Raw genomic sequence first — 21,112 nt, 5'->3', positions numbered from 1 at the left:
GGGGAGGCGCTCAGTAGCCGTCGGGCGTGGCCTTGGGCTGCGAGGCGCGCAGCGTCGAGAGCACCTGCTGCGAGCCGGCGGCCATGAGGCGCGCGTCCGAACTGATGGTGACGAACTGGAAGCCCATGGCGATGCGGCGCGCGGCCGCTTCGGGCGACCCGTTGTGGATGCCGGCCACTAGGCCGTGCGCCTTGGCGCGCGCCAGGATGTGCTCCACGGCGGCGGCGGCCTTGGGGTCGAGGTCGTCGAAGGTCGGGTTGCAGCCGAGCGCGAGCGAGAGGTCGGACGGGCCGATGTAGATCGCGTCCAGCCCGGGCGTGGAAAGAATCTCTTCCAGGTTGTCCAGCGCCTGCGCGGTCTCGATCATGGCGAAGGTGACGATGGTGTCGTTCGCGTGCTTGGGGTAATCGGCACCGCCGTAGAGCAGCGCGCGCACCGGGCCGAAGCTGCGCGTGCCGCGCGGCGCGTAGTGTGTGTACGCCACCAGCTTCTCGGCGTCCGCGCGGCTGTTCACCATCGGGCAGATCACCGCGTAGGCGCCCGCATCCAGGGTCTTCATGAGGATGCCGGGCTCCAGCCAGGGCACGCGCACCACGGGCACGGTGTCGGTGGTGGAGATGGCTTGCAGCATGCCCACCATGGCCTGGTAGTCCACCACGCCGTGCTGCAGGTCGATGGTCAGCGAGTCCCAGCCCTGGTGCGCCATGGTCTCGGCGGAAAAGCTGTTGGGAATGGCGCAGCCAGCCGTTGGCCACGGCGCCGCCACGGGCCCAGATTTCACGCAGACGGTTGGGTCTCATCAGGTTCCTTCTTCTTTGCAGGTGGGTCGGGGGATGGTCAGCGGTCCAGCGCCGGGCGCTTGGGGTTGAAGGTCCAGTTCGGGATCAGGAACTGCATGGCGATCGCGTCGTCGCGCGCGCCCAGGCCATGTTCCATGTAGAGCCGGTGCGCCTTCTCCACCTCGGCCATGTCGAGTTCGACGCCCAGGCCGGGCTTCTTCGGCACCTGCACATGACCGTCCACGATCTTCAGCGGTTCCTTCGTCAGGCGCTGGCGATCCTGCCAGATCCAGTGCGTGTCGATCGCGGTGACCTTGCCGGGCGCGGCCGCGCCCACGTGGGTGAACATCGCGAGCGAGACGTCGAAATGGTTGTTGGAGTGCGAGCCCCAGGTCAGGCCCCAGTCGCGGCAGGTCTGCGCCACGCGCACGCTGCCGGCCATGGTCCAGAAGTGTGGGTCGGCCAGCGGGATGTCCACGCTCTGCAGCGCCAGCGCGTGGCTGAGCTGGCGCCAGTCGGTGGCGATCATGTTGGTGGCCGTGGGCAGGCCGGTGGCGCGGCGGAACTCGGCCATCACCTCGCGGCCCGAGAAGCCCTCTTCCGCGCCGCAGGGGTCTTCGGCGTAGGCGACCACGCCGCGCATGTCGCGCATGAGGCGGATCGCGTCCTTGAGCAGCCAGCCGCCGTTGGGGTCGAGCGTGACGCGCGCCTGCGGGAAGCGCTCGTGCAGCGCGGTGACGGCTTCCACTTCCTGCTCGCCGCGCAGCACACCGCCCTTGAGCTTGAAGTCGTTGAAGCCGTAGCGCTCGCGCGCGGCCTCGGCCAGGCGCACCACGGCCTCGGGCGTCATCGCGGTCTCGTGCCGCAGGCGGCTCCAGGGGTTGTCGGCGTCGGGCTCGCTGGCATATGGCAGGTTGGTTTTTTTCCGGTCGCCGACGAAGAACAGGTAGCCCAGCATCTCCACCGCGTCGCGCTGCTGGCCTTCGCCGAGCAGCGCGGCCACGGGCACCTCCAGGTGCTGGCCGAGCAGGTCCAGCAGGGCCGATTCCACCGCCGTCACGGCGTGAATGGTGGTGCGCAGGTCGAAGGTCTGCAGCCCGCGCCCGCCCGCGTCGCGGTCGGCGAATCGGGTCTGCAGCTGCTGCAGCACCTTCTGGTGCGCCCCCAGGGGCTGACCCACCACCAGCTCGCGCGCGTCCTCCAGCGTCTGGCGGATCTTCTCGCCACCGGGCACCTCGCCCACGCCGGTGCGCCCGGCGCTGTCGGTGAGGATGAGGATGTTGCGCGTGAAGAACGGCGCGTGCGCGCCGCTCAGGTTGAGCAGCATGCCGTCGCGGCCCGCGACGGGAACGACGCGCAGCTCGGTGACGCGGGGGGTGGAGGACACGGTGGCGAGGTTCAGCATGAGCGGGTCAATCTGCCTTGATATTGCGGGCTTCGATCAGTTTTTTCCAGCGCGCGAACTCGCTGGCCTGGAAGGCGGTGAACTGCTCGGGCGTGTTGGCCACGATCTCGAAGCCCAGCTCGAGCAGCTTGGGCTTGATGGCGGGGTCGTTGAGCGCGTCCTTGATGGCGGCCTGCAGCTTGTTCTTCAGGTCGGCCGGCATGCCTTTGGGGCCAGAGACGGCCTGCCAGGAATACACGTTGGCGTCCTTGATGCCGAGCTCCTGCAGCGTGGGCACATCGGGCAGCAGGGGCGAGCGCTGGGCGCTGGTGATGGAGAGCGCGCGCAGCTTGCCGGCCTTGATCTGCGGCATGGCGGTGTTGATGTTCATGAAGGACGAGTCCACCTGGTTGCCCAGCAGGTCGGTCATCACGGGGCCGCCGCCCTTGTAGGGCACGTGCACGCCGGTGGTGTTGGTCTGCTGCCAGTAGAGCTCGGCGGTGAGGTGGTCGCTGCTGCCGTTGCCAGAGGAGGCGAAGGTCATCTTGCCGGGGTTGGCTTTCTGGAACGCGAGCACGTCGGCCATGCTCTTGTGCGGCGAGGCGGCGGGCACGACGAGCACGTTGGGCGCCTGCACGGCGACGGTGATGTAGTCCATCTCCTTGGTGGCGTCGTAGGGGACTTTGGTGAGGTGGGGCGCGATGACGTAGGGGCCGAGGGAGGCGACGAGCAGGGTGTGGCCGTCGGGTGCGGAGCGCACGACCTGCGCGGCGCCGATGGTGCCGGTGGCGCCGGCCTTGTTGTCGACCACGAAGGTGCCGCCGAATTTTTCCTGCAGTTTGGGTTGCAGGGTGCGGGCGATGAGGTCGGTGGAGCCGCCGGGGGGGAAGGGCACGATGATGGTGACGGGTTTTTCCGGCCAGGCCATGGCCGCGGTGAGGGTCATGGACGCGCCGAGCGCGCACAGCAGTTTCTTCATGGTGTCTTGTCTCCTGTCGTTGGGAATCTTGCGGCAAGGGACTCCGATTTGGTACCGGTACCAAATGGAGGTGATGCGGATGGTACCGGTACCAAATTGGGGCGTCAAACGGTTTTTTTGGTTGAGCTTTTTGGGTGGGGATTGGTTGTGAGACACCTCGCGGGCTCAGGAGCGCCGGGCGCTCTGCTCCGCGGGTGTCCCCCGGCGGCTGGTGCCGCCTCCTCCTTTACCCCGCTGCGCAGAACGCCCGGCACTCCTGAGCCGAAGCAATGCTGGCACGCCCACGGACCGAGGACCGGAGCAGCCGGAGAAAAATCAGGTGGTATCCCGCTCGACGATGGAAAACCCCACATCCACCACCCGCTGGGCCACCTCCCGCCCCTCGGCCCGGTCGATCAGACACCGCCCCGCCATGCGCCCGATGTCCGCGCCGTTGATGTGCACCGTGCTCAGCGCCGGCACCATGTCCGCCACGAAAGGCACGTCGCCGAAACCCACGATCGCCAGACGGCCCGGGATGTCGATGCCGCGCACCCGCGCCTCCGTCACCACCCCCGAAGCCAGCAGATCCGAACTGCAGAACACCGCGTCCACCTCGGGCTCGATCTCCAGCAGGCGGGTCAATGCATCACGCCCGCTCTTGATCGTGCGCGAAGCGCCCACGTCCACCACCTCCACCTTGGCCTCGGCCAGCCCACTGCGCGCCACCTCGGCCGCAAACGCCTTGGCACGCCGGTCGGCGCGCTCGTCGTCCGCGCGAATCATCGCCAGGCGCCGCCGCCCTTTGCCGATCAGGAACTTCGCCACCTCGCGGCCGATGTCGGCGTGCGAAAAACCCACCAGCATGTCGATCGGCGCGGGCGTCAGGTCCCAGGTCTCCACCACCGGAATGCCCGAGGCCAGCAGCCGCGTGCGGCCCTTGCCCGAGTGCAACACGCCGGTGAGGAAAATGCCGTCCGGTCGGCGGCCGATGATGGCCTCCAGCAGCGACTCCTCGCGACTGGCCGAGTAGCTCGACTGGCCCAGCATCAGCTGGTAACCCGCGTCGAACAAGGTGCCGTTGAGCGACTCGATGGTCTCCATGAACACCGACATCACCGTGCTGGGCACCACCGCCGCGATCAGCCGGCTGCGCGAGGACGCCAGCCCGCCCGCCATGCGGTTGGGCACGTAACCCGTCTTCTGCACCGCGTCCAGCACCTTCTTGCGCACGTCCACCGACACCTGCTCCGGCGTGTTGAGCACACGCGAGGCGGTGATGGGCGCCACGCCCGCGAGCTTGGCCACGTCGCGCAGGGTGATGGCCCCGCTGCCACGGCGCGAACGCCGGGTGTTGTCGGTTTCTTTCATTTGCGGCTTAAAATGGTACCGGTACCAAATTGATCACATCGTAGCCTCAAACGGCCAGCGATGCGCGCTGAATCATAGGAGATGCGCATGCCCGAGACCCTGGCTTCCCCCCCGGCCCTTGTGCCGCTGACCATCCGCATGCACGCCGCCGACAACGTGGCGATCGTGGCCAACGATGGCGGCTTGCCGGCCGGCACCGCCCTGCCCGGCGGCGCCGTGGTGTTGCGCGACCGGGTGCCGCAAGGGCACAAGGTGGCCCTGGTGGACCTGGCGCGCGGCGCGGCGGTGCTGCGCTACGGCGTGCCCATCGGCCACGCGCTGGACCACATCCCGGCCGGCAGCTGGGTGCACGAGCGCCTGCTGCAGATGCCCGAGGCGCGCGGCCTGGAGAACCTGCCCATGGCCACGGTGAAGCCCGCGCCGCAGCCCCCGCTGGAGGGTTACACCTTCGAGGGCTACCGCAACCCGGACGGCTCGGTCGGTACGCGCAACATCCTGGCCATCACGCAGACGGTGCAGTGTGTCGCCGGCGTCACCGATTTCGCGGTGCAGCGCATCAAGGCCGAGCTGCTGCCCCAATACCCGAACGTGGACGATGTGGTGGCGCTGGAACACGGCTACGGCTGCGGCGTCGGCGTCGACGCGCCCGACGCCGTCATTCCCATCCGCACCCTGCGCCACATCAGCCTGAACCCGAACTTCGGCGGCGAGGTGATGGTGGTCAGCCTGGGCTGCGAGAAGCTGCAGCCCGAGCGCCTGTTTCCCTCAGACGCGATCCCCATCCAGGACGCCCGTGGAACCGGCTTCGCCGGGCCACAGGGGGGTGCCCCCCCTGCCAGGGGGGAGCCGCGCAGCGGCGCAGGGGGGTTGGACACCATTTGCCTGCAGGACGAGGCGCACGTGGGTTTCATGTCCATGGTCCAGTCCATCCTGCGCCAGGCCGAGGAACACCTGGAGCGCCTGAACGCGCGCCGGCGCGTGACCGTGCCGGCCAGCGAACTCGTGGTGGGCGTGCAGTGCGGCGGCAGCGACGCGTTTTCCGGCGTCACGGCCAACCCGGCCGTGGGCTTCTGCACCGACCTGCTGGTGCGCGCGGGCGCGAGCGTGATGTTCTCCGAAACCACCGAGGTGCGCGACGGCATCGCCCAGCTCACCGCGCGCGCCACCACGCCCGAGGTGGCCCAGGCCATGGTGCGCGAGATGGCCTGGTACGACGCTTACCTGCAACGCGGCAGCGTGGACCGCAGCGCCAACACCACACCGGGCAACAAGAAAGGCGGCCTGTCCAACATCGTGGAAAAAGCCATGGGCTCGATCGTGAAGTCGGGCAGCGCGCCGATCAGCAACGTGCTCTCACCTGGCGAGAAGCTCAAGGCCAAGGGCCTGACCTACGCCGCCACGCCCGCGAGCGACTTCATCTGCGGCACGCTGCAGCTGGCCGCGGGCATGAATCTGCACGTGTTCACCACCGGGCGTGGCACGCCTTACGGGCTGGCGCCGGTGCCGGTGATCAAGGTCGCCACGCGCAGCGACCTGGCGCGGCGCTGGCACGACCTGATGGACATCAACGCCGGCACCATCGCCGACGGCACGGCGAGCATCGAAGACGTGGGCTGGGAGCTGTTCCACCTCATGCTCGAGGTCGCCAGCGGCCGCCAGCAGACCTGGGCCGAGCGCTGGAAGTTGCACAACGCGCTGGTGCTGTTCAATCCGGCGCCGGTGACTTGAGCACCGGCTCGGGTGCGCGTCAGAGCGTCAATGCGCGGACGCAGCGGACCGGCAATGTGGTGGATTTGTCGATTCCTGTGGAAACGGCGCCGCCCATGGTGGCAAACCGATGAACCCACGCATCGAAGTTGGGGTTGCCGTTGCGCGGCGTTGAGCTCCAGTAGTTGACGGCCGTTGGCAGGGCCGCCACGTTGACGGCACCGTTGTCAATCAGGTTGGCCTGCATGCTGGCACCGCCAGGAGCGCAACCCGCCGATGCCTGGCCGCCCAATTCGCAAACTGCGGGCAGGTACCAGTCCGAGTAGCCGCTTTGGGTAGCGCGGCAGGCACCGGCAGCGTAATAAGTGTGGTTGACGCCGGTATAGAACGTCGTGATTTCATTCGTGTTGCAGGCACCGTCGGTACCGCCATTGCAACGGCCTAGTGCAGGGGTGGACAGCTCATCCACGCCCGGCACCACGTTGTAGGCCACATCCGGGGTTGTACCGCTGTTGCCGTTGGAGCTCCAGATCACGCCCGGCGCCAGGCCCACCGCGTCGTTGAGCGCGGCCACCTTGCCGCCGACATTGCCGGTGACCGGCGTGGTGTCGTCGATGCCAAACACGTAGCCACCCTGGTACACGCTGCCATGGGTCAGCACCTGCACGGTGGGCGTCAACAGGTTGGTGTTGCTGCCGCCGACGCTCAAGGTGACCGGCACGGGGGCGGTATTGCCCTGCGCGGCCGAAGGGGCGTTGCCAGGCGTCACGGTGATCGTGCAGGTGGCGCCGGGTGCCAGCGTCGAACAAGTGGACGACAGGTTGGTGCCCGATGGCAGGGCTGGACTGGTGGTGCGCAGCGGCATAGATCACCGCTTGCGCGGTCGCGGTGCCCGTGTTCGTGACCGTGAAGCGGCGTGGGGTGCCGGTGAGGCTGGGCGATGACACCGTGTGATTGACCGAGAGCACCAGCGCCGACGGGCTCACCGACAGCGTGGTGGTGGGTGTCGGCGTGGTGGGTGCACCCGCTCCTCCCCCGCTCCCGCCACAAGCCGCCAACAGCACAGCGGAACACAAGGACATCCAACGGGCGGAGGAAAGGTGATGCAACATGATGAACACTCAACAAAATGTCAATGCGTTGAACATACCATTCGTTACAACTCGCCTGCACGCCATGCCCGCCGCTGTTCACAACAAAGTCACAAAAGAGGTTCAAAGCATGTTGCACCAGCCCCACGGTTCGTGGCGAAGGGCCCAGGGCTTGACGGCGGGTCTGCTGCTCGTCTTCGGCCTGGTCGGCTGCAAAAGCCTGCCGCGGGTGGTGCCGGATCTGGACCGGCGCCCGCCCCCGGTCCGCCTCGAAGGGTCCCAGGGCCCGCTGTCGGCCGAGCGCAGCCGCGCGATTCTGGAGCGCCTGCGCGCGGGTGGCCAGGGCAGCGACGTGCTCTCGCGGCACCTCGCGCTGGAAGAGGCCATCGTCGGCAGCCCCTTGACGGCCGGCAACAAGGTGGACCTGCTGGAGGACGGCCCGGCCACCTACAAGGCCATGCTCGCGGCCATCGACACGGCCAAGGACCACATCCACCTGGAGACCTACATCCTCGACGACGACGAGGTGGGGCAGCAGTTCGCCAACGCGCTGATCGCCAAGCAGCAGCAAGGCGTGCAGGTGCACCTGATCCACGACAGCGTGGGCACCATCGGCACGCCCGACGAGTTCTTCAAGCGCCTGACCGACGCCGGCATCAAGGTCATCGAGTTCAACCCGATCAACCCCGCGCTGGCGCGCAAGGAGTGGGAGCTCAACGAGCGCGACCACCGCAAGCTGCTGATCGTGGACGGCCGCATCGCCTTCCTGGGCGGCATCAACATCAGCGGCGTGTACTCCAGCGGCTCCCTGTCGATGGGGTCGGGCAGCAGCGGCAAGACGGATGGGAAAAAGAGCGACATCGACGGCATCCCCTGGCGCGACACGCATGTGCAGCTGCAGGGCCCGGTGGTGGCGGAGTTCCAGAAGCTGTTCCTGGAGACCTGGGCGGCGCAGAAGGGCGAGGCCATCGCCGCGCGCAACTACTACCCCACGCCGGTGCGCGCCGGCTCGGACGTGGTGCGCGCCATCGGCAGTTCACCCAAGGACAGCTACAGCGCGATCTACGCCACGCTGCTCTCGGCCATCGCCAGCGCGGAAACCACCGTGCACCTCACCAACGCCTACTTCGCGCCCGACCCGCAACTGCTGACGGCGCTGGAAGACGCGGCGCGGCGCGGTGTGGACGTGAAGCTCATCCTGCCGGGCAAGACCGACTCGTGGCTGATCTTCCACGCCGGGCGCAACTACTACACGCAGTTGCTCAAGGCCGGCGTGAAGATCTATGAACGCCAGGGCGTCATCCTGCACACCAAGACGGGCTCGGTCGATGGCGTGTGGTCCACCATCGGATCCACCAACCTGGACTGGCGCAGCTTCCTGCACAACTACGAGCTGAACGCGGTCGTGCTGGGCGCGGAGTTCAACGCCCAACTGCAGAAGCTGTTCGACGCCGATCTCGCGGCGTCGAAACAGGTCACGCTCGCCGAATGGCAGCGGCGCGGCCTGAACCTGCGCTTCAAGGAGTTCTTCGCGCGGATGTGGGAGTACTGGCTCTGACCTGAAGCTCAGCGCGACAGCGGCGGGGCCGTCGGTGGCAGCGGCGCGGGCGTCGGGTTCATCGAGGGCGGTGGCGAGAGCGACGGCGGTGGGGACATGGGCGCCGGTTGCAGCGGCGGCGACAACACGGGCGCCTGGGGCGGCGGTGGTGGCGGCACCGGCAGGGTCTCCTGCGTCACCAGCTCGCGGATCGTGCCGCCGCCTTGAACGGAACCGGAGACCGAGCCTTCGCCACGCGCCATGCGCTCGCAGATCGTGCGTTGTTCGCCCGTGTGCCGCTGGCAGCGTTGCAGCGCGTTGCGCTCGAGGTCTTGCGCCGATGAGCCACCCCGGATACCGGATTTCAGTGCCTGCGCGCGGTGCGCGCCCGCATCGCGCAGGCAGCTGGTGCGGTCCTGCGTGGGGCTCAGGGCCTGGCAGGCGGCGCGGTCGCGCTGGTAGGCGGCTTCGATCGCGGCCTTGTCGGGGCCCGCGGCCCAGGCCGCAGGCAGGCAGACGGCGAGTGCCGCTGCGGCCACCCAGCCGCGTGGGTGGTGACAAATGGATGCAAACATGGTGTGAACCTCCTGAGAGCCAGGCGGTGCGGGGGGCACCGCCCCTGGATTCACCATGCTAGGAAGGGGTACCCGGAGCGTCTGTAGGCCCAGTCCGACCCGGGCCTCGGACATTCACTCCCAATGCAGTTCGATCAGCTTCCATTCGCCGCCGTCCAGCCGCCATTGCAGCTGGACGGCATAGGGTTCGGCGCGCTCGGGAATGAGCCCCTGCGCGCCCGTCACCACCACCTTGGCCTCGGTGTGGCCCACCTGCGAACTGCCACTGTCGATGCGGCTGCTGCGCGTGACGGCGATGATCTTGATGTTCGCGTAGCGCATGAACATCAGTGTCATCGTGCGCTTGGCCCACTCGCGGTCCATGCCCTCGCCCGCCTGGAAACTCGGGTGCAGCTGGTCCATCACGGCCCCTGTCTTTTTTGCCTCCAGGTTGTCCTGCAGCTTCTGCACCGCCGCTTCGAGCGCGGCCTGAGGATCGGTCTTGCCGCAACCCACCAGCAAGAAGGGCACCAGCAGCAAAGTCCAGACAAATCGGCGGGCCAGCATCGAACATCCTTTCAGCGTTGAAGAAAAACGCGCGACCATAACACCGGTCGGTGACACCCGAAAAAAAGCCCGTGCTGGACGGGCTCTCTCACGCGACGCGCGGAAGCCTTCAGGCCTTGGGCTTGTACTTGTTGATCAGGTCACGCCCGCCCTGCAGCAGCTTCTTGCCGTCGAAGCCGCGCTTGTCCATGTCGGCCACCCATTCGTCGGTGATGGGCGCGGTGAGCTTGATGAACTCCTCGGTCTCGGCCTTGCCCATCACGTGCACGGTGTTGCCCCGGTCGATCGCGCCCTTGCGCACCACCGGATCGGCGTCGGCGATCACGCGACCGAACAGGCCCGAGGCCTCCAGGCCCGAATTCCGGTCGATGATCTGCTTGAGGTCGGGCGCGAGGTTTTCGTAGCGTGCCTTGTTCATCACCATGTACTGGATGCTGTTGTTGAAGCCCGGCATGCCCTTGGCGAACTCGGTGTGGAACTTGGTCAGCTCGTCGAGCTTGGCCGAAGGCACGGTGTCCCAGGGAATGATGGCGCCATCGATCACGCCCTTGGAGAGCGAGTCCGGGATCTGCGGCAAGGGCATGCCCACCGGAATCGCGCCGACCGCGCTCAGGATCTGCGTCGCCTTGCGCGAGGGGCCGCGCACCTTCAGGCCCTTGAAGTCGGCCGCCCTGGTGATCAGCTTGTTCTTCATGTGCAGCACGTTCAGGCCATGGGTGTGGAAGGTCAGCACCTTCACTTCCTTGAGCTCGTCGGCGGAATAGGTCGTCATGTACTCCCAGGCGGCCTTGGACGCGCCTTCGCCGTCGTAGGTGAAGAACGGCAGCTCGAAGACCTCGGCGCGCGGGAAGCGGTTGGGCGTGTAGCCGGCGAGCGACCACACCATGTCCACCACGCCTTCGCGCGCCTGGTCGAACAGCTGGGCGGGCGCGCCACCCATCTGCATCGCCGCATAGTGCTCGAACTTCAGGCGCCCGTTCGATTCCTTCTCGACCTTGTTCATCCATGGCACCAGCACGCGCGAGTACACGTTGGAGGTCGCCGGCACGAAGGTCTGGAAGCGCAGGGTGATGGGCGATTGCGCTCGGGCCACGATGGCCGGGGCGGCCACCAAAGCGGCGGCGGACTGGAGCAGGGTTCTGCGTTGGATCATGGTGTCTCTCTCGGGTGGATAGGTTCGGATGCTGGTGTGGTGGTGGCCTGTGGCTCAGGCCATCTCGAATCCCTGGTAATTCCGGGCGGCGACGTCTTCGATGATCCGGCGGTACAGCGGCACGCCCGCGACAAAGGCCATGAACACCCTCGGCTTGCCCGCGATGTTGGCGCCCATGTACCAGGAGTTCGCGCGCGGGTAGAGCGTCTTGTCGGCCTCCTCCGCGCAGCGGCGCACCCAGCCGTCCTCGGCTTCCTGCGTGGCCTCGATGCGGCGCACGCCGACCGCGCGGGCCTGCTGCAGCAGCCGCGCGATCCAGTCGACGTGGGTCTCGATCGAATGCACCATGTTGCTCAGCACCGAGGGACTGCCCGGCCCGGCCACCACGAACATGTTGGGAAAACCGGCGATGCCCAGGCCCAGGTAGGAGGTGGGGCCGTGCGCCCATTTGTCGCTCAGCCGCGCGCCGCGCGCACCGCGGATGTCGATCGCCTTGAGCGCGCCGCTCATGGCGTCGAAGCCGGTGGCGAAGACGATGGCGTCCACCTCGTGCTCGCGCTCATCGGTGCGCACGCCGCGGGCCGTGGCCTCGATGATCGGGTGGGCCGCCGCATCGACGATGTCCACGTGCTCGCGGTTGAAGGTCTCGTAGTAGTGCGAGTCCACGCACAGGCGCTTGCCGCCGAACGGCAGGTCGTCCTTGGGGCACAGCAGCTCGGCCTTGACCGGGTCCTTCACCACGCCGCGGATGCGGTTGCGCGCGTAGTCGGCCACCATGCGGTTGGTGTCCAGGTTGCTCATCTGGTCGGCGAAGGTGCGCAACATGCGGAAACCGCCGCCCGCGCCCCGCCAGCGGTACTCGAGCTCGGCGCGCTGTTCCTCCTCGGTCATCTCGGCGGCGGTCTTCGTGTTGGCGTTCAGGAACTGGCCGGTGATCGCTTCACGCCCCATGGCGCGGCGGTCCGGGTAACGCGCCTTCGCCGCCGCCAGCGCGGTTTCGGTGAAAGGCACGTTGTGCGCCGGCACGCTGAAATTCGCGGTGCGCTGGAACACCGTGAGCCGCGCGGCCTGCTCCGCGATCACGGGCACCATCTGCACGCCGCTGGAGCCGGTGCCGATCAGGGCCACGCGCTGGCCGGTGAAGTCCACACCCTCCTTGGGCCACTGCGCGCTGTGGTACCAGCGGCCCTGGAAGCTCTCCAGCCCGGGCAACTGCGGGCGCTGCGGGATCGACAGGCCGCCCGTGGCGATGACGAGGTAGGTGCACTCCAGCACATCGCCGGCCTCGGTGCGCACCGTCCAGAGCAGGCGCTCGTCGTCGAACACCGCGCTGCGCCGACCCGCGCGTTGAGCTGGATGCCGTCGCGCAGGCCGAAGCGGTCCACCACGTGTTCGATGTAGCGCAGGATCTCGGCCTGCGGCGCATAGCGCTCGCTCCACACCCATTCTTCCTCGAGCTCGCGGCTGAACGAGTACGAGTAGTCCAGGCTCTCCACGTCGCAGCGCGCACCGGGGTAGCGGTTCCAGAACCAGGTGCCGCCCACGCCGTCGCCCGCCTCCAGCACGCGCACCGACAGCCCCATCTCCCGGGCCTTGTAGAGCTGGTAGATGCCCGCGAAACCCGCGCCCACCACCAACATGTCCAGCCGACCAACCGAATCCGCCATCGTTCCACTTTCCGTCTTGAATCACCGCCGCGGATCGCGGCACGGGTCGGACTATGATCGCATTAGGTTGACATGTCAACACAACAGATCCAAGGGTTTACCATAGGTTGACCCATCAACCTGATGCCAATTCAATCCCCGCATGCCTTCCTCTGACGCGCAACGCCCCTTTCCTGAATTCGCCGGCCGGCACGTGCTCATCACCGGCGGTGCGGGCGGCATCGGCCTGGCCTGCGCCCGGCACTTTCTGGCCTCGGGTGCCTCGGTGCACCTGATCGACGTGGACGCCGCGCGGCTGGACGGGGCGCGCCATGCGCTTCAAGGCCACGCGGCGGTGAGCTGCAGCACCTCCCGCCTGGCCGACCACACGGCCTGCGAGCGCGCCATCGACGAGGGCGGGCGCCCGCCCTTCGCGCTGGTGCACATGGCCGGCCTGTTCGAGACCGACCGGCTCGATCCCGCCGACCGCTCGGGCTGGGACCGGGCGATCGCCAGCAACCTCACCACCGCCTACGACATGGCCCTGGCCTTTCGCGCCGCGCGCGACCGGCGGACGCCTTCGCGCATGGTGCTCTGCACCTCGCGCGCCTTCCAGCGCGGCACGCCGGGCCGTGCGGCCTACGCCGCGGCCAAAGGCGGTATCGTCGGCCTGGTGCGCGCCTTCTCGCGCGATTTCGCGCCCGACATCCTGGTCAACGCGGTCTCGCCGGGCCTGATCCAGACGCGCATGACCGAAGACCTGATCGCCCACCACGGCGAACAGCGCCTGGCCGAGATCCCATTGCAGCGCTTCGGCACGCCGCAGGACGTCGCCGGCGTCGTCGGTTTTCTCTGCGGCGAGGCCTCGTCCTATGTGACGGGCCAGGTGATCACCGTCGATGGCGGCGTGATCAACGGTTGAACCTTTCTTTCCTGAACCCTGCACCCATGACCTTCGACGCCCCCACCCTCGATCTGCTCGAACGCGTTCGCACCGCCGGCCGCAAACCCTTCTCGGCCTGCACCGCCACGGAGGCGCGTGCCTTCCCCACCCTCATGAAAAGCCTGTTCGGCGAGGGCCTGCCGGTGGCCCGGGTGCAAGACCTCGCCCTGCCCACGCCCCAGGGCCACCCACTGCCCGCGCGCCTCTACGTGCCCGAAGCCTGCAACGGCGACCTGATCGTCTACTTCCACGGCGGCGGCTGGGTGCTGGGCTCGGTGGCCGACCACGACCCGTTCACCGCCACGCTGGCGGCCCGAACCCACGCGGCCGTGCTGTCGGTGGACTACCGCCTGGCCCCGGAGAGTCCCCACCCCGGCCCGGTGGACGACGCCATCGCCGCGTTGCTGCAAGGCGGCCAGGCCGGTGCGGGCTGGCTGGGCCAACCCCTGCGGCGCCTGATCGCCATGGGCGACAGCGCCGGCGCCACCCTGGCCACCGTTGCGCACGCGGCGCCTGCGCGAGCTGCCCGGGGCGCGGCCGGTGGACCTGCAGGTACTGGTCTACCCGGTGACCGACGCCGGCTTCGACACCGCCAGCTACCGCGACTTCGCGCAAGGCCACCTGCTGAGCGCGGACGACATGCGCTGGTTCTGGGACCACTACTGCCCCGACACGGCGGCGCGCCGCCACCCCGACGCCTCGCCGCTGCAGGCCAGCGACCTCGCCGGCCTGCCGCCCGCGCGCATCTTCACCGCCGAATGCGACCCGCTGCGCGATGAGGGCGAGGCCTATGGCGAGCGCCTGGCGGCCGCGGGCGTGGACTGCGAAACCGTGCGCTGCCCCGGCCTGCTGCACGCCTTCCTGTCCATGATCCACTATTCTCCGAATGCCGCCCGGGCCTTCGAGCGCATCGTGCAAAGCCTGGCGGCGCCGGACGACGAACACCGCCCCTGAAAGCCCATGCAACTCGATCTCGATACCTACGTTCCCGGCCTGCTGCTGTGGTTGTCCAACCGGGTGTCCAGCAGTGCGTCCAGCCTCTACAACGAGAAGTTCGGCATCGGCGTGACCGAGTGGCGCATCCTGTCGTACTTCAAGATCTACCCCTGGTCCACCGCCTCCAAGGCGTGCGAACTGATGGGACTGGACAAGGGCGCCGTGAGCCGGTCGATCGCCTTCATGGTGGAGAACGGCTGGCTCGAGCCCCGGCCGCAGGGCCTGCGCAAGATCGAATACCACGTGACCCCGCCCGGCAACAAGCTGCACAACGCGGTGTTCCGCCTGGCGATGGCGCGCGAGGAAGCCTTGCTGGAAGGCTTCAGCACCTCGGAACGCGAGCAGGTCATCGCCCTGCTCAAGCGCATGCTGGGCAACCTCGAAGGCGTGCAGCGCGTGGGCCGCTGAAGAAAACGAAAAGCGCCGTCAGCCCTGGGGGGCGGCCGTCACCGGCAGGGTCCACCAGAAGGCCGCGCCCTCGCCGGGCGAGGACCACGCGCCGACCGTGCCGCCGTGCCGCTCCACCGCGCGCTTGACCACCGTGAGCCCCAGGCCCGTGCCGCCAGCCTGGCGCTCGTCCAGCCGGGAAAACGGCTTGAAAAGCTCGCCGCTCTTGTCGGGATCGAAGCCCGGCCCGTTGTCCGCCACCGAGAAGCGCCAGAAACCGCCCTCCTCGCGGGCATCGAGCGCGATGTGCAGGTCGCGCCGCTCGGCACCGAACTTCAGCGCATTGCCCAGCAGGTTCATCAGCACGTGGCGCATCAGGCCCGCATCGGCCTGCACCACCGGCAGGGGCGCGGCCTGCACCGCCTCGGGCGCCTGCGGGAACTGCACGGCCAGCGACTGCAGGCATTCGCGCAGCAGGGCCTGCATGTCCACCGCCTCGGGGCTGGGCGGCCCCTGGTCCACCTTGGCCAGCGTGAGCAGGTCGTTCACCATGTCGGTGGCGCGCTGCGCCTCGCGGCGGATCAGCTCCAGCGAACGCTCCGCCCCGGCGGTGTTGCCCGCGCGGTAGTCCTCCAGCGCCAGATCGGCCAGGCCGGCGGTGTTGCGCAAGGGGCCGCGCAGGTCGTGCGAGACCATGCCCGCGAACGAGCGCAGGCCCTGGATGATCTCTTCCAGCTGGCGCGTGCGGCTGCGCACGATCTCTTCCAGCGAATCGGTGAGCTGCTGCAGGGCCTGCTCGGCCCGCACGCGCTCGCGCAGCTCGCGCGCGAGGATCAGCGAGTCGCGCTGCAGGATCAGGGTCATCACGAACACGTAGGCGATGCTCACCGGCAGCGGCGTGACCTGGCGGAACTGCAGCAGGCTCATGTCGGAGAGCATGGCGACCACGAACAACACGGGGTAGCCCAGGCACAACACGGCCAGCACCAGCTGCCCGCCCCAGCCGTCGCGCGTCCACAGCCAGGCCAGCCAGCAGGCGGCGGCCGTGAAGATGAGCGCGATCGCCGCCGGCCCGGCGAAGGCCCAACCGTCCATCAGGCCGCTCATCGCCACCACCAGCACCGGGGCGCCCACCAGCACGGCGGCGAACACGCGCGAGGGCGGTGTGCCACCCGGGGTGAAGCAGGCCTGCAGGCCCGCCAGCAGGGCGGCCAGGGCGCCCAGGCCCATCGCGGAGCCCACCGGGCCGGCGACCTCGCCCGAGATCCAGCCCAGCGCGTCCGCCGACACCAGCAGCCCCTGCGTGACGCCGAACACCAGCGCCGAACCCGCCAGCCATTTCACGTACGGCCATGAGCGGGCGCTGGCGTGCGCCAGAAAGGTCATGCCCAGCATCGCGATCAGGATGGCGGACAGGATGCGGATGTCGCTGAAGAAACTCAGGACCGGGTGGGTCACGACGGCCTCCTCCGTGATGAGCTTGGGCTCGGCAAGCTTGCGCCCATGTCTGCCGGGCGCCACTTGCGCAGTGTAGGGCAGCCGGCCCGGCAGCGCGAGACCCCCATTCGGATCCTCTCGGGCGGGGCCAGTCGGTGCATGATGGTCAGGTTTCGGGGTGGAAGAAGCGGGTGATCGTAGCGCCATGACCTCCCGCGTCATGGATTTCATGTCGCTCCTCCGTCACAGTGAAACCAGTCCAATCAGAAAGGAGTTTCACATGTCAGACCTCAGCCAGCTCCCCCTCGCCGTCGGCCACATGATCGGCCTGGGCGCCCTCGGTTCCTGCATCGGCATCGGCGTGATGGCCAGCAAGTACCTGGAGGCCTCGGCCCGCCAGCCCGAGATGATGGAAGCCCTGCAGCCCAAGGTCTTCCTGCTCGCCGGCCTGCTGGACGGCGCCTTCATCATCTCGGTGGCGCTGGGCGTGTGGTTCGCCCTGGCCGCGCCGTTTGCCTGATGCGGCCCGCCCCGCCCGAGCGGCACGTGGTGGTGATCGGCGCGGGCGGCGGTGCCGGCGGCGCCGCCTTGCACGCCGCGCTGGGCGACGCCCGGTACGACCAGGTCACGGTGCTGACCACGCACCGCTTTCTGCGCATGCCCCCGCGCCTGGCCGATGCCGTGGTGACCGCAAACGACTGGGCCGCCGCCCTGCCGGCGGCGGGCCACGCCGTGATCGTGTTCGACACGGTGCGGCGCGCGCGCGAGCGGGTCTACTGGCCGCCCGCGCGGGCCGACCTGGTGCCGCTGGCCACGGCGCTGCACGCCCAGGGTGTTCGCACGCTGGAGGTGGTGATCGCCGACAGCCCGGACCCGAGCCCGGCCGAACGCCAGGCGCTGGCGTCCCTGGGCTGGGACCGGCTGGACATGCACCCGGCCGTGGTGGCCGTGCCGCCGCCCGCCCCCACCGGGCCCTGGCTCGAGCGGCTGGCGCTGTGGCTGATCCGCACCCTGGTCGCCACCCTGCAGATGGCGCAGGCCGCCTACGGCCGCCGCCCGCCGCGCTGAGCGGCGCGGGGGCCCGGTCCCTTACGCCGGCACCGATTCCTTCGCGATGTGCTCGTCGATCACGCGCCGTGCCTGCACGCCGCCCGCGTCGATGTTGAGCTTGAGCAGCTTGCGCTGCGCGAAGGCGTCCAGGTTCTGCTGCTGGCGCTCCAGCACTTCGAGGTCTTCGGAGAAGATGCCGTGCTGCCCGGCGCGGATGCGGTCGGTGAGCGCGGCGTCCTGCGGCCGGAAGCGGCGCGCCATGCCCCAGAAATACCACATCGAACCATCGACCTCGGGCGTGATGAAGTCGGTCACCACGCTGTAGACCTTCTTGTCGTCGGGCGCGTCGTAGCCGCCCTGGCCGGCCAGGGCCACACCCACCTCGATCAGCACATGGCTGGGCGGCGAGAAGCGGCAGACCTGCCAGCGGTCCACCCGGGGGTTGCCCTCCACGCCGATGGCGCGCAGCGCGTCGAGCCAGAAGGGCGGCGCCTCGATGTTCTCCATGAAACGGCTGGTCACCACCGTGGTGCCCTCGCGGCGCGTGGTGCAGGGCGTCTCGTCGATCTCCTGCTGGCCGATGCTGGTCGAGTGCACGTAGGTCTCGTGCGTGAGGTCCATCAGGTTGTCGATCATCAGGCGGTAGTCGGCCTTGATGTGGAACAGGCCGCCGCCGTAGGCCCAGGTCGGGTTGTCGTGCCATTCGAGCACCGGAATCGTCGAGGGATCGGCCTGGTCGGCCTCGCCCGCCCAGACCCAGATGAAGCCGTAGCGCTCCTCGACCGCGAAGCGCTGGATGCGCGGGAACGCCGCCACGCGCTGGCCGGGCATCGAGCGGGTCACGCCGTCGCCGCCCATCACCAGGCCGTGGTAGCCGCACACCAGCTCACCCTTGCACACGCGGCCCAGCGACAGCGCCGCGCCCCGGTGCGGGCAGAAATCCTCCACCGCCTGCACACGGCCTTGCGCGTCGCGGAAGAAGGCCATGCGGGCCCCCAACAGGCGCCGGCCCAAGGGGGCATCGCCGACTTCCACCGAGGTGGCACCCACATACCAGGCATTGCGCATCCAGCTCATGTCGTCTCCTTCATTCAGTACACTGAATCAAATGGTAGCCCAAGCCGGGGCCGGTCGTCAACCGGGTTCAGACGGGGGGTTTGCCGAGCAGCTTGTGCATCAGGCCCATGAGCACCTCGCGCTCGCCGGCGTCGAGCATGGTGAGGATGCGGTCGGCCAGCACCGCCTCGGACCGCAGCATCTCGTTGATCACCCGCTGCCCTTCGGCGGTGAGCTCCAGCCGGCGCTGGCGGCGCGCGCCCAGCTCGCGCACGATCCAGCCATCGCGCTCCAGGCGCACCGCGATCTCGGCCGTGGTGGAGGTGTCCAGCGCGATGGCCGCGGCCAGCGTGACCTGGTCGATGCCCGGGTGCTCCTGCAGCACCCGCAGCGCGGCGTACTGCAGCGGCGTGACGGCCCGCCCGAACACCGCGTTGAAGCACGACACCGAGTGCTGGTGGGCGCGCCGGAACAGGTGGCCGGGTTCGTGCAGGCCCAGCGTGGCTTCCGGGCGGCGATCGGCGGAGGCAGAGGCCAGGGTGCGGGGGGTACGGGACGGAGCGGGCATGGTGAAGCGGTGTTGGAACGCCCGGTCGGGTGGACGCACCGCCGATTGTCACCCCGGCCGCGACCGCTCATGCCGCCACCGCCACGCTTCGTGCCACCCGCGGCGCACTTGAAGCATGTGGCGATCGGCATACCCCCCATGGTACGAAGATGGCGCCATCCCACACCGGAGTGAGCCCCATGCAGCAGACCGTGGCCCTGCACCGATCCGACATGCGCACCCTGCTGGCCGAATTCTCGGCCCACGACGCGCCCCTGCTGGTGAACGAATACCTCCGCAAGGTCTGGCTGTTCGTCAGTGCGAACACCGAGTCGCGCACCAAGGACCTGCCCATCGAACGCCAGCTGGCGCTGCGCCTGCTCATGCGCCAGGCGCAGATCGGCAGCCGCTTCGCGGCGCTGTTCCTCAACGAACTGCAAGGCCCGCTCTCATCGCCCGTGCGCTCCAACAACGTGCACCGTCTGTCCAAGCGCATCTGCGCCAACACCCACGACGAGGCGGCGGCCCTGGAGCGCATCCTTCAGCAGGAAGACGCCGGTTTCCATCTGTCGCTCAGCGCATTCGATGCGGTGCGCTACGCCCACTGCCTGGAAGGCGGGCTGCAGGATGCCATCGCCCTCGCCCCGCTGGAGAAGGACATCGTCTTTCGCGCCTGGTCGGGCCTGTTCGCCGAAACCGTGCGCGAGTCCTACATCCAGTACATCCAGGTCCTGCTCAGCGGGAGCGCGCTGGCGCCCAAGGTGCAGCAGGACTTCGTGGACACCATCCCCTTCTCCATCGAGACCCGCACGGGCCCGCCGCCCACCCGCTGCGCCGGCGGAGTCAGCCCAGGGTGAAGGACTCGTTGATCGCGCTCTTCACGCCACCGCCCATCTGAGGCCCGCCACCGGCCACGATGATTTCGTCGCCGATCACCACCGCGCCCATGCCGTGGCGCGGTGTGAGCATGGGCGAGTGCGACACCCAGCGATCAGCCACCGGGTCCCAGGCCTCGTTCTGGCCGAACACGCGGTTCGTGCCCTCGCCGCCCATCACGAACACCTGGTCGCGGTACAGCACACAACCGTGGCCGCTGCGCGGCGTGGGCATGGGCGTGCGCGCGACCCAGCGGTCCGCCTGCGCGTCGTAGCTGTGGTGCAGGCTGCTGTTGGTGTGGAAGGAATCCACGCGGCCGCCGATCACGTGAATGGACGGCCCCACCACCACGATGCCGATGTGGTCCCGCGCCACCGGCAGGGGCTGGCGCTTCTCATAGCGGTCGCTCGCGGGGTCGTAGACGATGTGCCAGTCGATCGAGCGCCGCCAGTCGCTGCCGATGGCGCCGCCGATCAGGTGGATGCGCGAACCCAGCGCGATGCAGGCCATGGCCCCGCAGGCCTCCGGCAGGCGGCGCACGCGTTCCCAGCGCGCGCCGTCGAAGCGGAAGGCCTCGTCGTGCGGCGTGCGGTTCTGCTCGATGAAACCGCCGAACGCATAGAGCCGGTCGCCCAGCGTCGCCACACCCACGTGGTTCGCGCCGCGCGGCAGCTGGGGCAGTTCCTCCCAGCGATCGGTCCTGGGGTCGTAGGCGTGGTGGTACGGCTTGTCCACGCGCTGCTCGGCGTAACCGCCGACCAGGTGCACGCGGCTGCGGTACGCGGCGGCCCAGGCCATCTCGGTGCGCGGAATCGGCAGCGGCGCGCGCGCCCGCCAGGCACCGGCCTTGGCCGCGCGCGGCGCGGGGCTGTCGCTGACGGCCTGCTGCGCGTGGATCTCGGGCAGGTCGATGCGCCCGGGCTGGTTCAGGCGCTCGAACTGGCCGCTGTGGTGGCCGTGGTGCTGGGCGCGAAGCAGTGTGGGCGCGGCCAGCGCGGCGGCGGCGGTGACGAGGACGTGACGACGGAGGGCCATGCGCGTGATCTCCTGGTGACCGGGGGGTGAGACAGCGT

The 21,112-nt window shown here is 68.9% G+C and carries 20 protein-coding genes and 2 pseudogenes; 9 read left to right on the top strand and 13 right to left on the bottom strand.

Annotated features, from left to right (window positions below; translation table 11 throughout):
* Positions 1–10: 10 nt before the first annotated feature.
* From ACFJI0_RS01455 to ACFJI0_RS01440, 4 genes and pseudogenes are all read right to left on the bottom strand, one after another.
* A pseudogene (locus tag ACFJI0_RS01455) lies at positions 11–800 on the bottom strand (HpcH/HpaI aldolase/citrate lyase family protein).
* A gap of 37 nt (positions 801–837) precedes the next feature.
* A complete protein-coding gene (gene gudD / locus ACFJI0_RS01450) occupies positions 838–2,184 on the bottom strand; it encodes a glucarate dehydratase (RefSeq protein ID WP_382323195.1) in 1,347 nt (448 codons plus the stop codon).
* Between the two features lie 7 nt (positions 2,185–2,191).
* Positions 2,192–3,142, bottom strand: a complete 951-nt coding sequence (locus ACFJI0_RS01445) for a Bug family tripartite tricarboxylate transporter substrate binding protein (RefSeq protein WP_382323194.1) — start codon at positions 3,140–3,142, stop codon at positions 2,192–2,194.
* A 315-nt stretch (positions 3,143–3,457) separates the two neighbouring features.
* Positions 3,458–4,492 (bottom strand): LacI family DNA-binding transcriptional regulator, encoded by a 1,035-nt coding sequence (locus tag ACFJI0_RS01440; protein ID WP_382323193.1) that lies wholly within the window; start codon positions 4,490–4,492, stop codon positions 3,458–3,460.
* An 87-nt stretch (positions 4,493–4,579) separates the two neighbouring features.
* Between ACFJI0_RS01440 and garD the strand changes: the two genes are divergently transcribed.
* Positions 4,580–6,220: a galactarate dehydratase gene (garD, locus tag ACFJI0_RS01435; protein ID WP_382323192.1), complete on the top strand. Its 1,641-nt coding sequence runs from the start codon at positions 4,580–4,582 to the stop codon at positions 6,218–6,220.
* 19 nt (positions 6,221–6,239) lie between these two features.
* Here the strand turns inward: garD and ACFJI0_RS01430 are convergent, their stop codons facing one another.
* Positions 6,240–7,064 (bottom strand): DUF1566 domain-containing protein, encoded by an 825-nt coding sequence (locus ACFJI0_RS01430; protein ID WP_382323191.1) that lies wholly within the window; start codon positions 7,062–7,064, stop codon positions 6,240–6,242.
* Between the two features lie 356 nt (positions 7,065–7,420).
* Here ACFJI0_RS01430 and cls point away from each other — a divergent pair, with 356 nt between their 5' ends.
* On the top strand, positions 7,421–8,848 hold the full coding sequence (cls, locus tag ACFJI0_RS01425; RefSeq protein ID WP_382323190.1) for a cardiolipin synthase: 1,428 nt from the start codon (positions 7,421–7,423) through the stop codon (positions 8,846–8,848).
* An 8-nt stretch (positions 8,849–8,856) separates the two neighbouring features.
* Here cls and ACFJI0_RS01420 read toward each other — a convergent pair whose 3' ends face one another.
* The 4 genes from ACFJI0_RS01420 to ACFJI0_RS01405 form a co-directional block, all read right to left on the bottom strand.
* Positions 8,857–9,402 carry a hypothetical protein gene (locus tag ACFJI0_RS01420; RefSeq protein WP_382323189.1) on the bottom strand — a complete coding sequence of 182 codons (546 nt, stop codon included), beginning with the start codon at positions 9,400–9,402 and terminating at the stop codon, positions 8,857–8,859.
* Between the two features lie 114 nt (positions 9,403–9,516).
* Positions 9,517–9,948 carry a hypothetical protein gene (locus ACFJI0_RS01415; protein ID WP_382323188.1) on the bottom strand — a complete coding sequence of 144 codons (432 nt, stop codon included), beginning with the start codon at positions 9,946–9,948 and terminating at the stop codon, positions 9,517–9,519.
* A gap of 109 nt (positions 9,949–10,057) precedes the next feature.
* Positions 10,058–11,101 carry a TRAP transporter substrate-binding protein gene (locus tag ACFJI0_RS01410; protein WP_382323187.1) on the bottom strand — a complete coding sequence of 348 codons (1,044 nt, stop codon included), beginning with the start codon at positions 11,099–11,101 and terminating at the stop codon, positions 10,058–10,060.
* 54 nt (positions 11,102–11,155) lie between these two features.
* A complete protein-coding gene (locus ACFJI0_RS01405) occupies positions 11,156–12,427 on the bottom strand; it encodes a flavin-containing monooxygenase (protein WP_382323186.1) in 1,272 nt (423 codons plus the stop codon).
* A 483-nt stretch (positions 12,428–12,910) separates the two neighbouring features.
* On the opposite strand from ACFJI0_RS01405, the gene ACFJI0_RS01400 reads away from it, so the two are divergent.
* The 4 genes and pseudogenes from ACFJI0_RS01400 (at position 12,911) to ACFJI0_RS01385 (ending at position 15,094) form a co-directional block, all read left to right on the top strand.
* A complete protein-coding gene (locus ACFJI0_RS01400) occupies positions 12,911–13,669 on the top strand; it encodes an SDR family NAD(P)-dependent oxidoreductase (protein ID WP_382323185.1) in 759 nt (252 codons plus the stop codon).
* Between the two features lie 26 nt (positions 13,670–13,695).
* Positions 13,696–14,136, top strand: a pseudogene (locus ACFJI0_RS01395) (alpha/beta hydrolase fold domain-containing protein); the annotation flags it as partial.
* 52 nt (positions 14,137–14,188) lie between these two features.
* Complete coding sequence (locus ACFJI0_RS01390) at positions 14,189–14,644, top strand: alpha/beta hydrolase fold domain-containing protein (RefSeq protein WP_382323184.1); 456 nt, start codon at positions 14,189–14,191, stop codon at positions 14,642–14,644.
* Positions 14,645–14,650: 6 nt separating this feature from the next.
* Complete coding sequence (locus tag ACFJI0_RS01385) at positions 14,651–15,094, top strand: MarR family winged helix-turn-helix transcriptional regulator (RefSeq protein WP_382161992.1); 444 nt, start codon at positions 14,651–14,653, stop codon at positions 15,092–15,094.
* A gap of 18 nt (positions 15,095–15,112) precedes the next feature.
* On the opposite strand, the gene ACFJI0_RS01380 is transcribed toward ACFJI0_RS01385, so the two are convergent.
* Positions 15,113–16,531 carry an ATP-binding protein gene (locus tag ACFJI0_RS01380; RefSeq protein WP_382161995.1) on the bottom strand — a complete coding sequence of 473 codons (1,419 nt, stop codon included), beginning with the start codon at positions 16,529–16,531 and terminating at the stop codon, positions 15,113–15,115.
* A 259-nt stretch (positions 16,532–16,790) separates the two neighbouring features.
* Here ACFJI0_RS01380 and atpE point away from each other — a divergent pair, with 259 nt between their 5' ends.
* Positions 16,791–17,030: a F0F1 ATP synthase subunit C gene (gene atpE, locus ACFJI0_RS01375; protein ID WP_291119650.1), complete on the top strand. Its 240-nt coding sequence runs from the start codon at positions 16,791–16,793 to the stop codon at positions 17,028–17,030.
* Positions 17,030–17,578, top strand: a complete 549-nt coding sequence (locus tag ACFJI0_RS01370; protein WP_382323183.1) for a hypothetical protein — start codon at positions 17,030–17,032, stop codon at positions 17,576–17,578. The genes atpE and ACFJI0_RS01370 overlap by 1 nt, the downstream gene beginning before the upstream one ends.
* Before the next feature lie 21 nt (positions 17,579–17,599).
* Here the strand turns inward: ACFJI0_RS01370 and ACFJI0_RS01365 are convergent, their stop codons facing one another.
* Positions 17,600–18,637: a Rieske 2Fe-2S domain-containing protein gene (locus tag ACFJI0_RS01365; protein ID WP_382323182.1), complete on the bottom strand. Its 1,038-nt coding sequence runs from the start codon at positions 18,635–18,637 to the stop codon at positions 17,600–17,602.
* A 67-nt stretch (positions 18,638–18,704) separates the two neighbouring features.
* The gene (locus ACFJI0_RS01360) at positions 18,705–19,184 is read right to left on the bottom strand and encodes a MarR family winged helix-turn-helix transcriptional regulator (RefSeq protein WP_382323181.1); all 480 of its coding nucleotides are present in this window, start codon (positions 19,182–19,184) and stop codon (positions 18,705–18,707) included.
* Positions 19,185–19,363: 179 nt separating this feature from the next.
* Between ACFJI0_RS01360 and ACFJI0_RS01355 the strand changes: the two genes are divergently transcribed.
* Positions 19,364–20,020, top strand: a complete 657-nt coding sequence (locus tag ACFJI0_RS01355) for a hypothetical protein (RefSeq protein WP_382323180.1) — start codon at positions 19,364–19,366, stop codon at positions 20,018–20,020.
* Here the strand turns inward: ACFJI0_RS01355 and ACFJI0_RS01350 are convergent.
* Positions 20,007–21,074: a Kelch repeat-containing protein gene (locus ACFJI0_RS01350; RefSeq protein WP_382323179.1), complete on the bottom strand. Its 1,068-nt coding sequence runs from the start codon at positions 21,072–21,074 to the stop codon at positions 20,007–20,009. The two genes, ACFJI0_RS01355 and ACFJI0_RS01350, sit on opposite strands and share 14 nt — an antisense overlap.
* Between the last annotated feature and the right edge of the window lie 38 nt (positions 21,075–21,112).

The organism is Hydrogenophaga sp. UC242_53, from assembly GCF_042696965.1.
Taxonomy (GTDB): Bacteria; Pseudomonadota; Gammaproteobacteria; order Burkholderiales; family Burkholderiaceae_C; genus Hydrogenophaga.
Note: the sequence above shows the minus strand (reverse complement) of the source record. Positions and strands in the feature narration are given on the sequence as shown.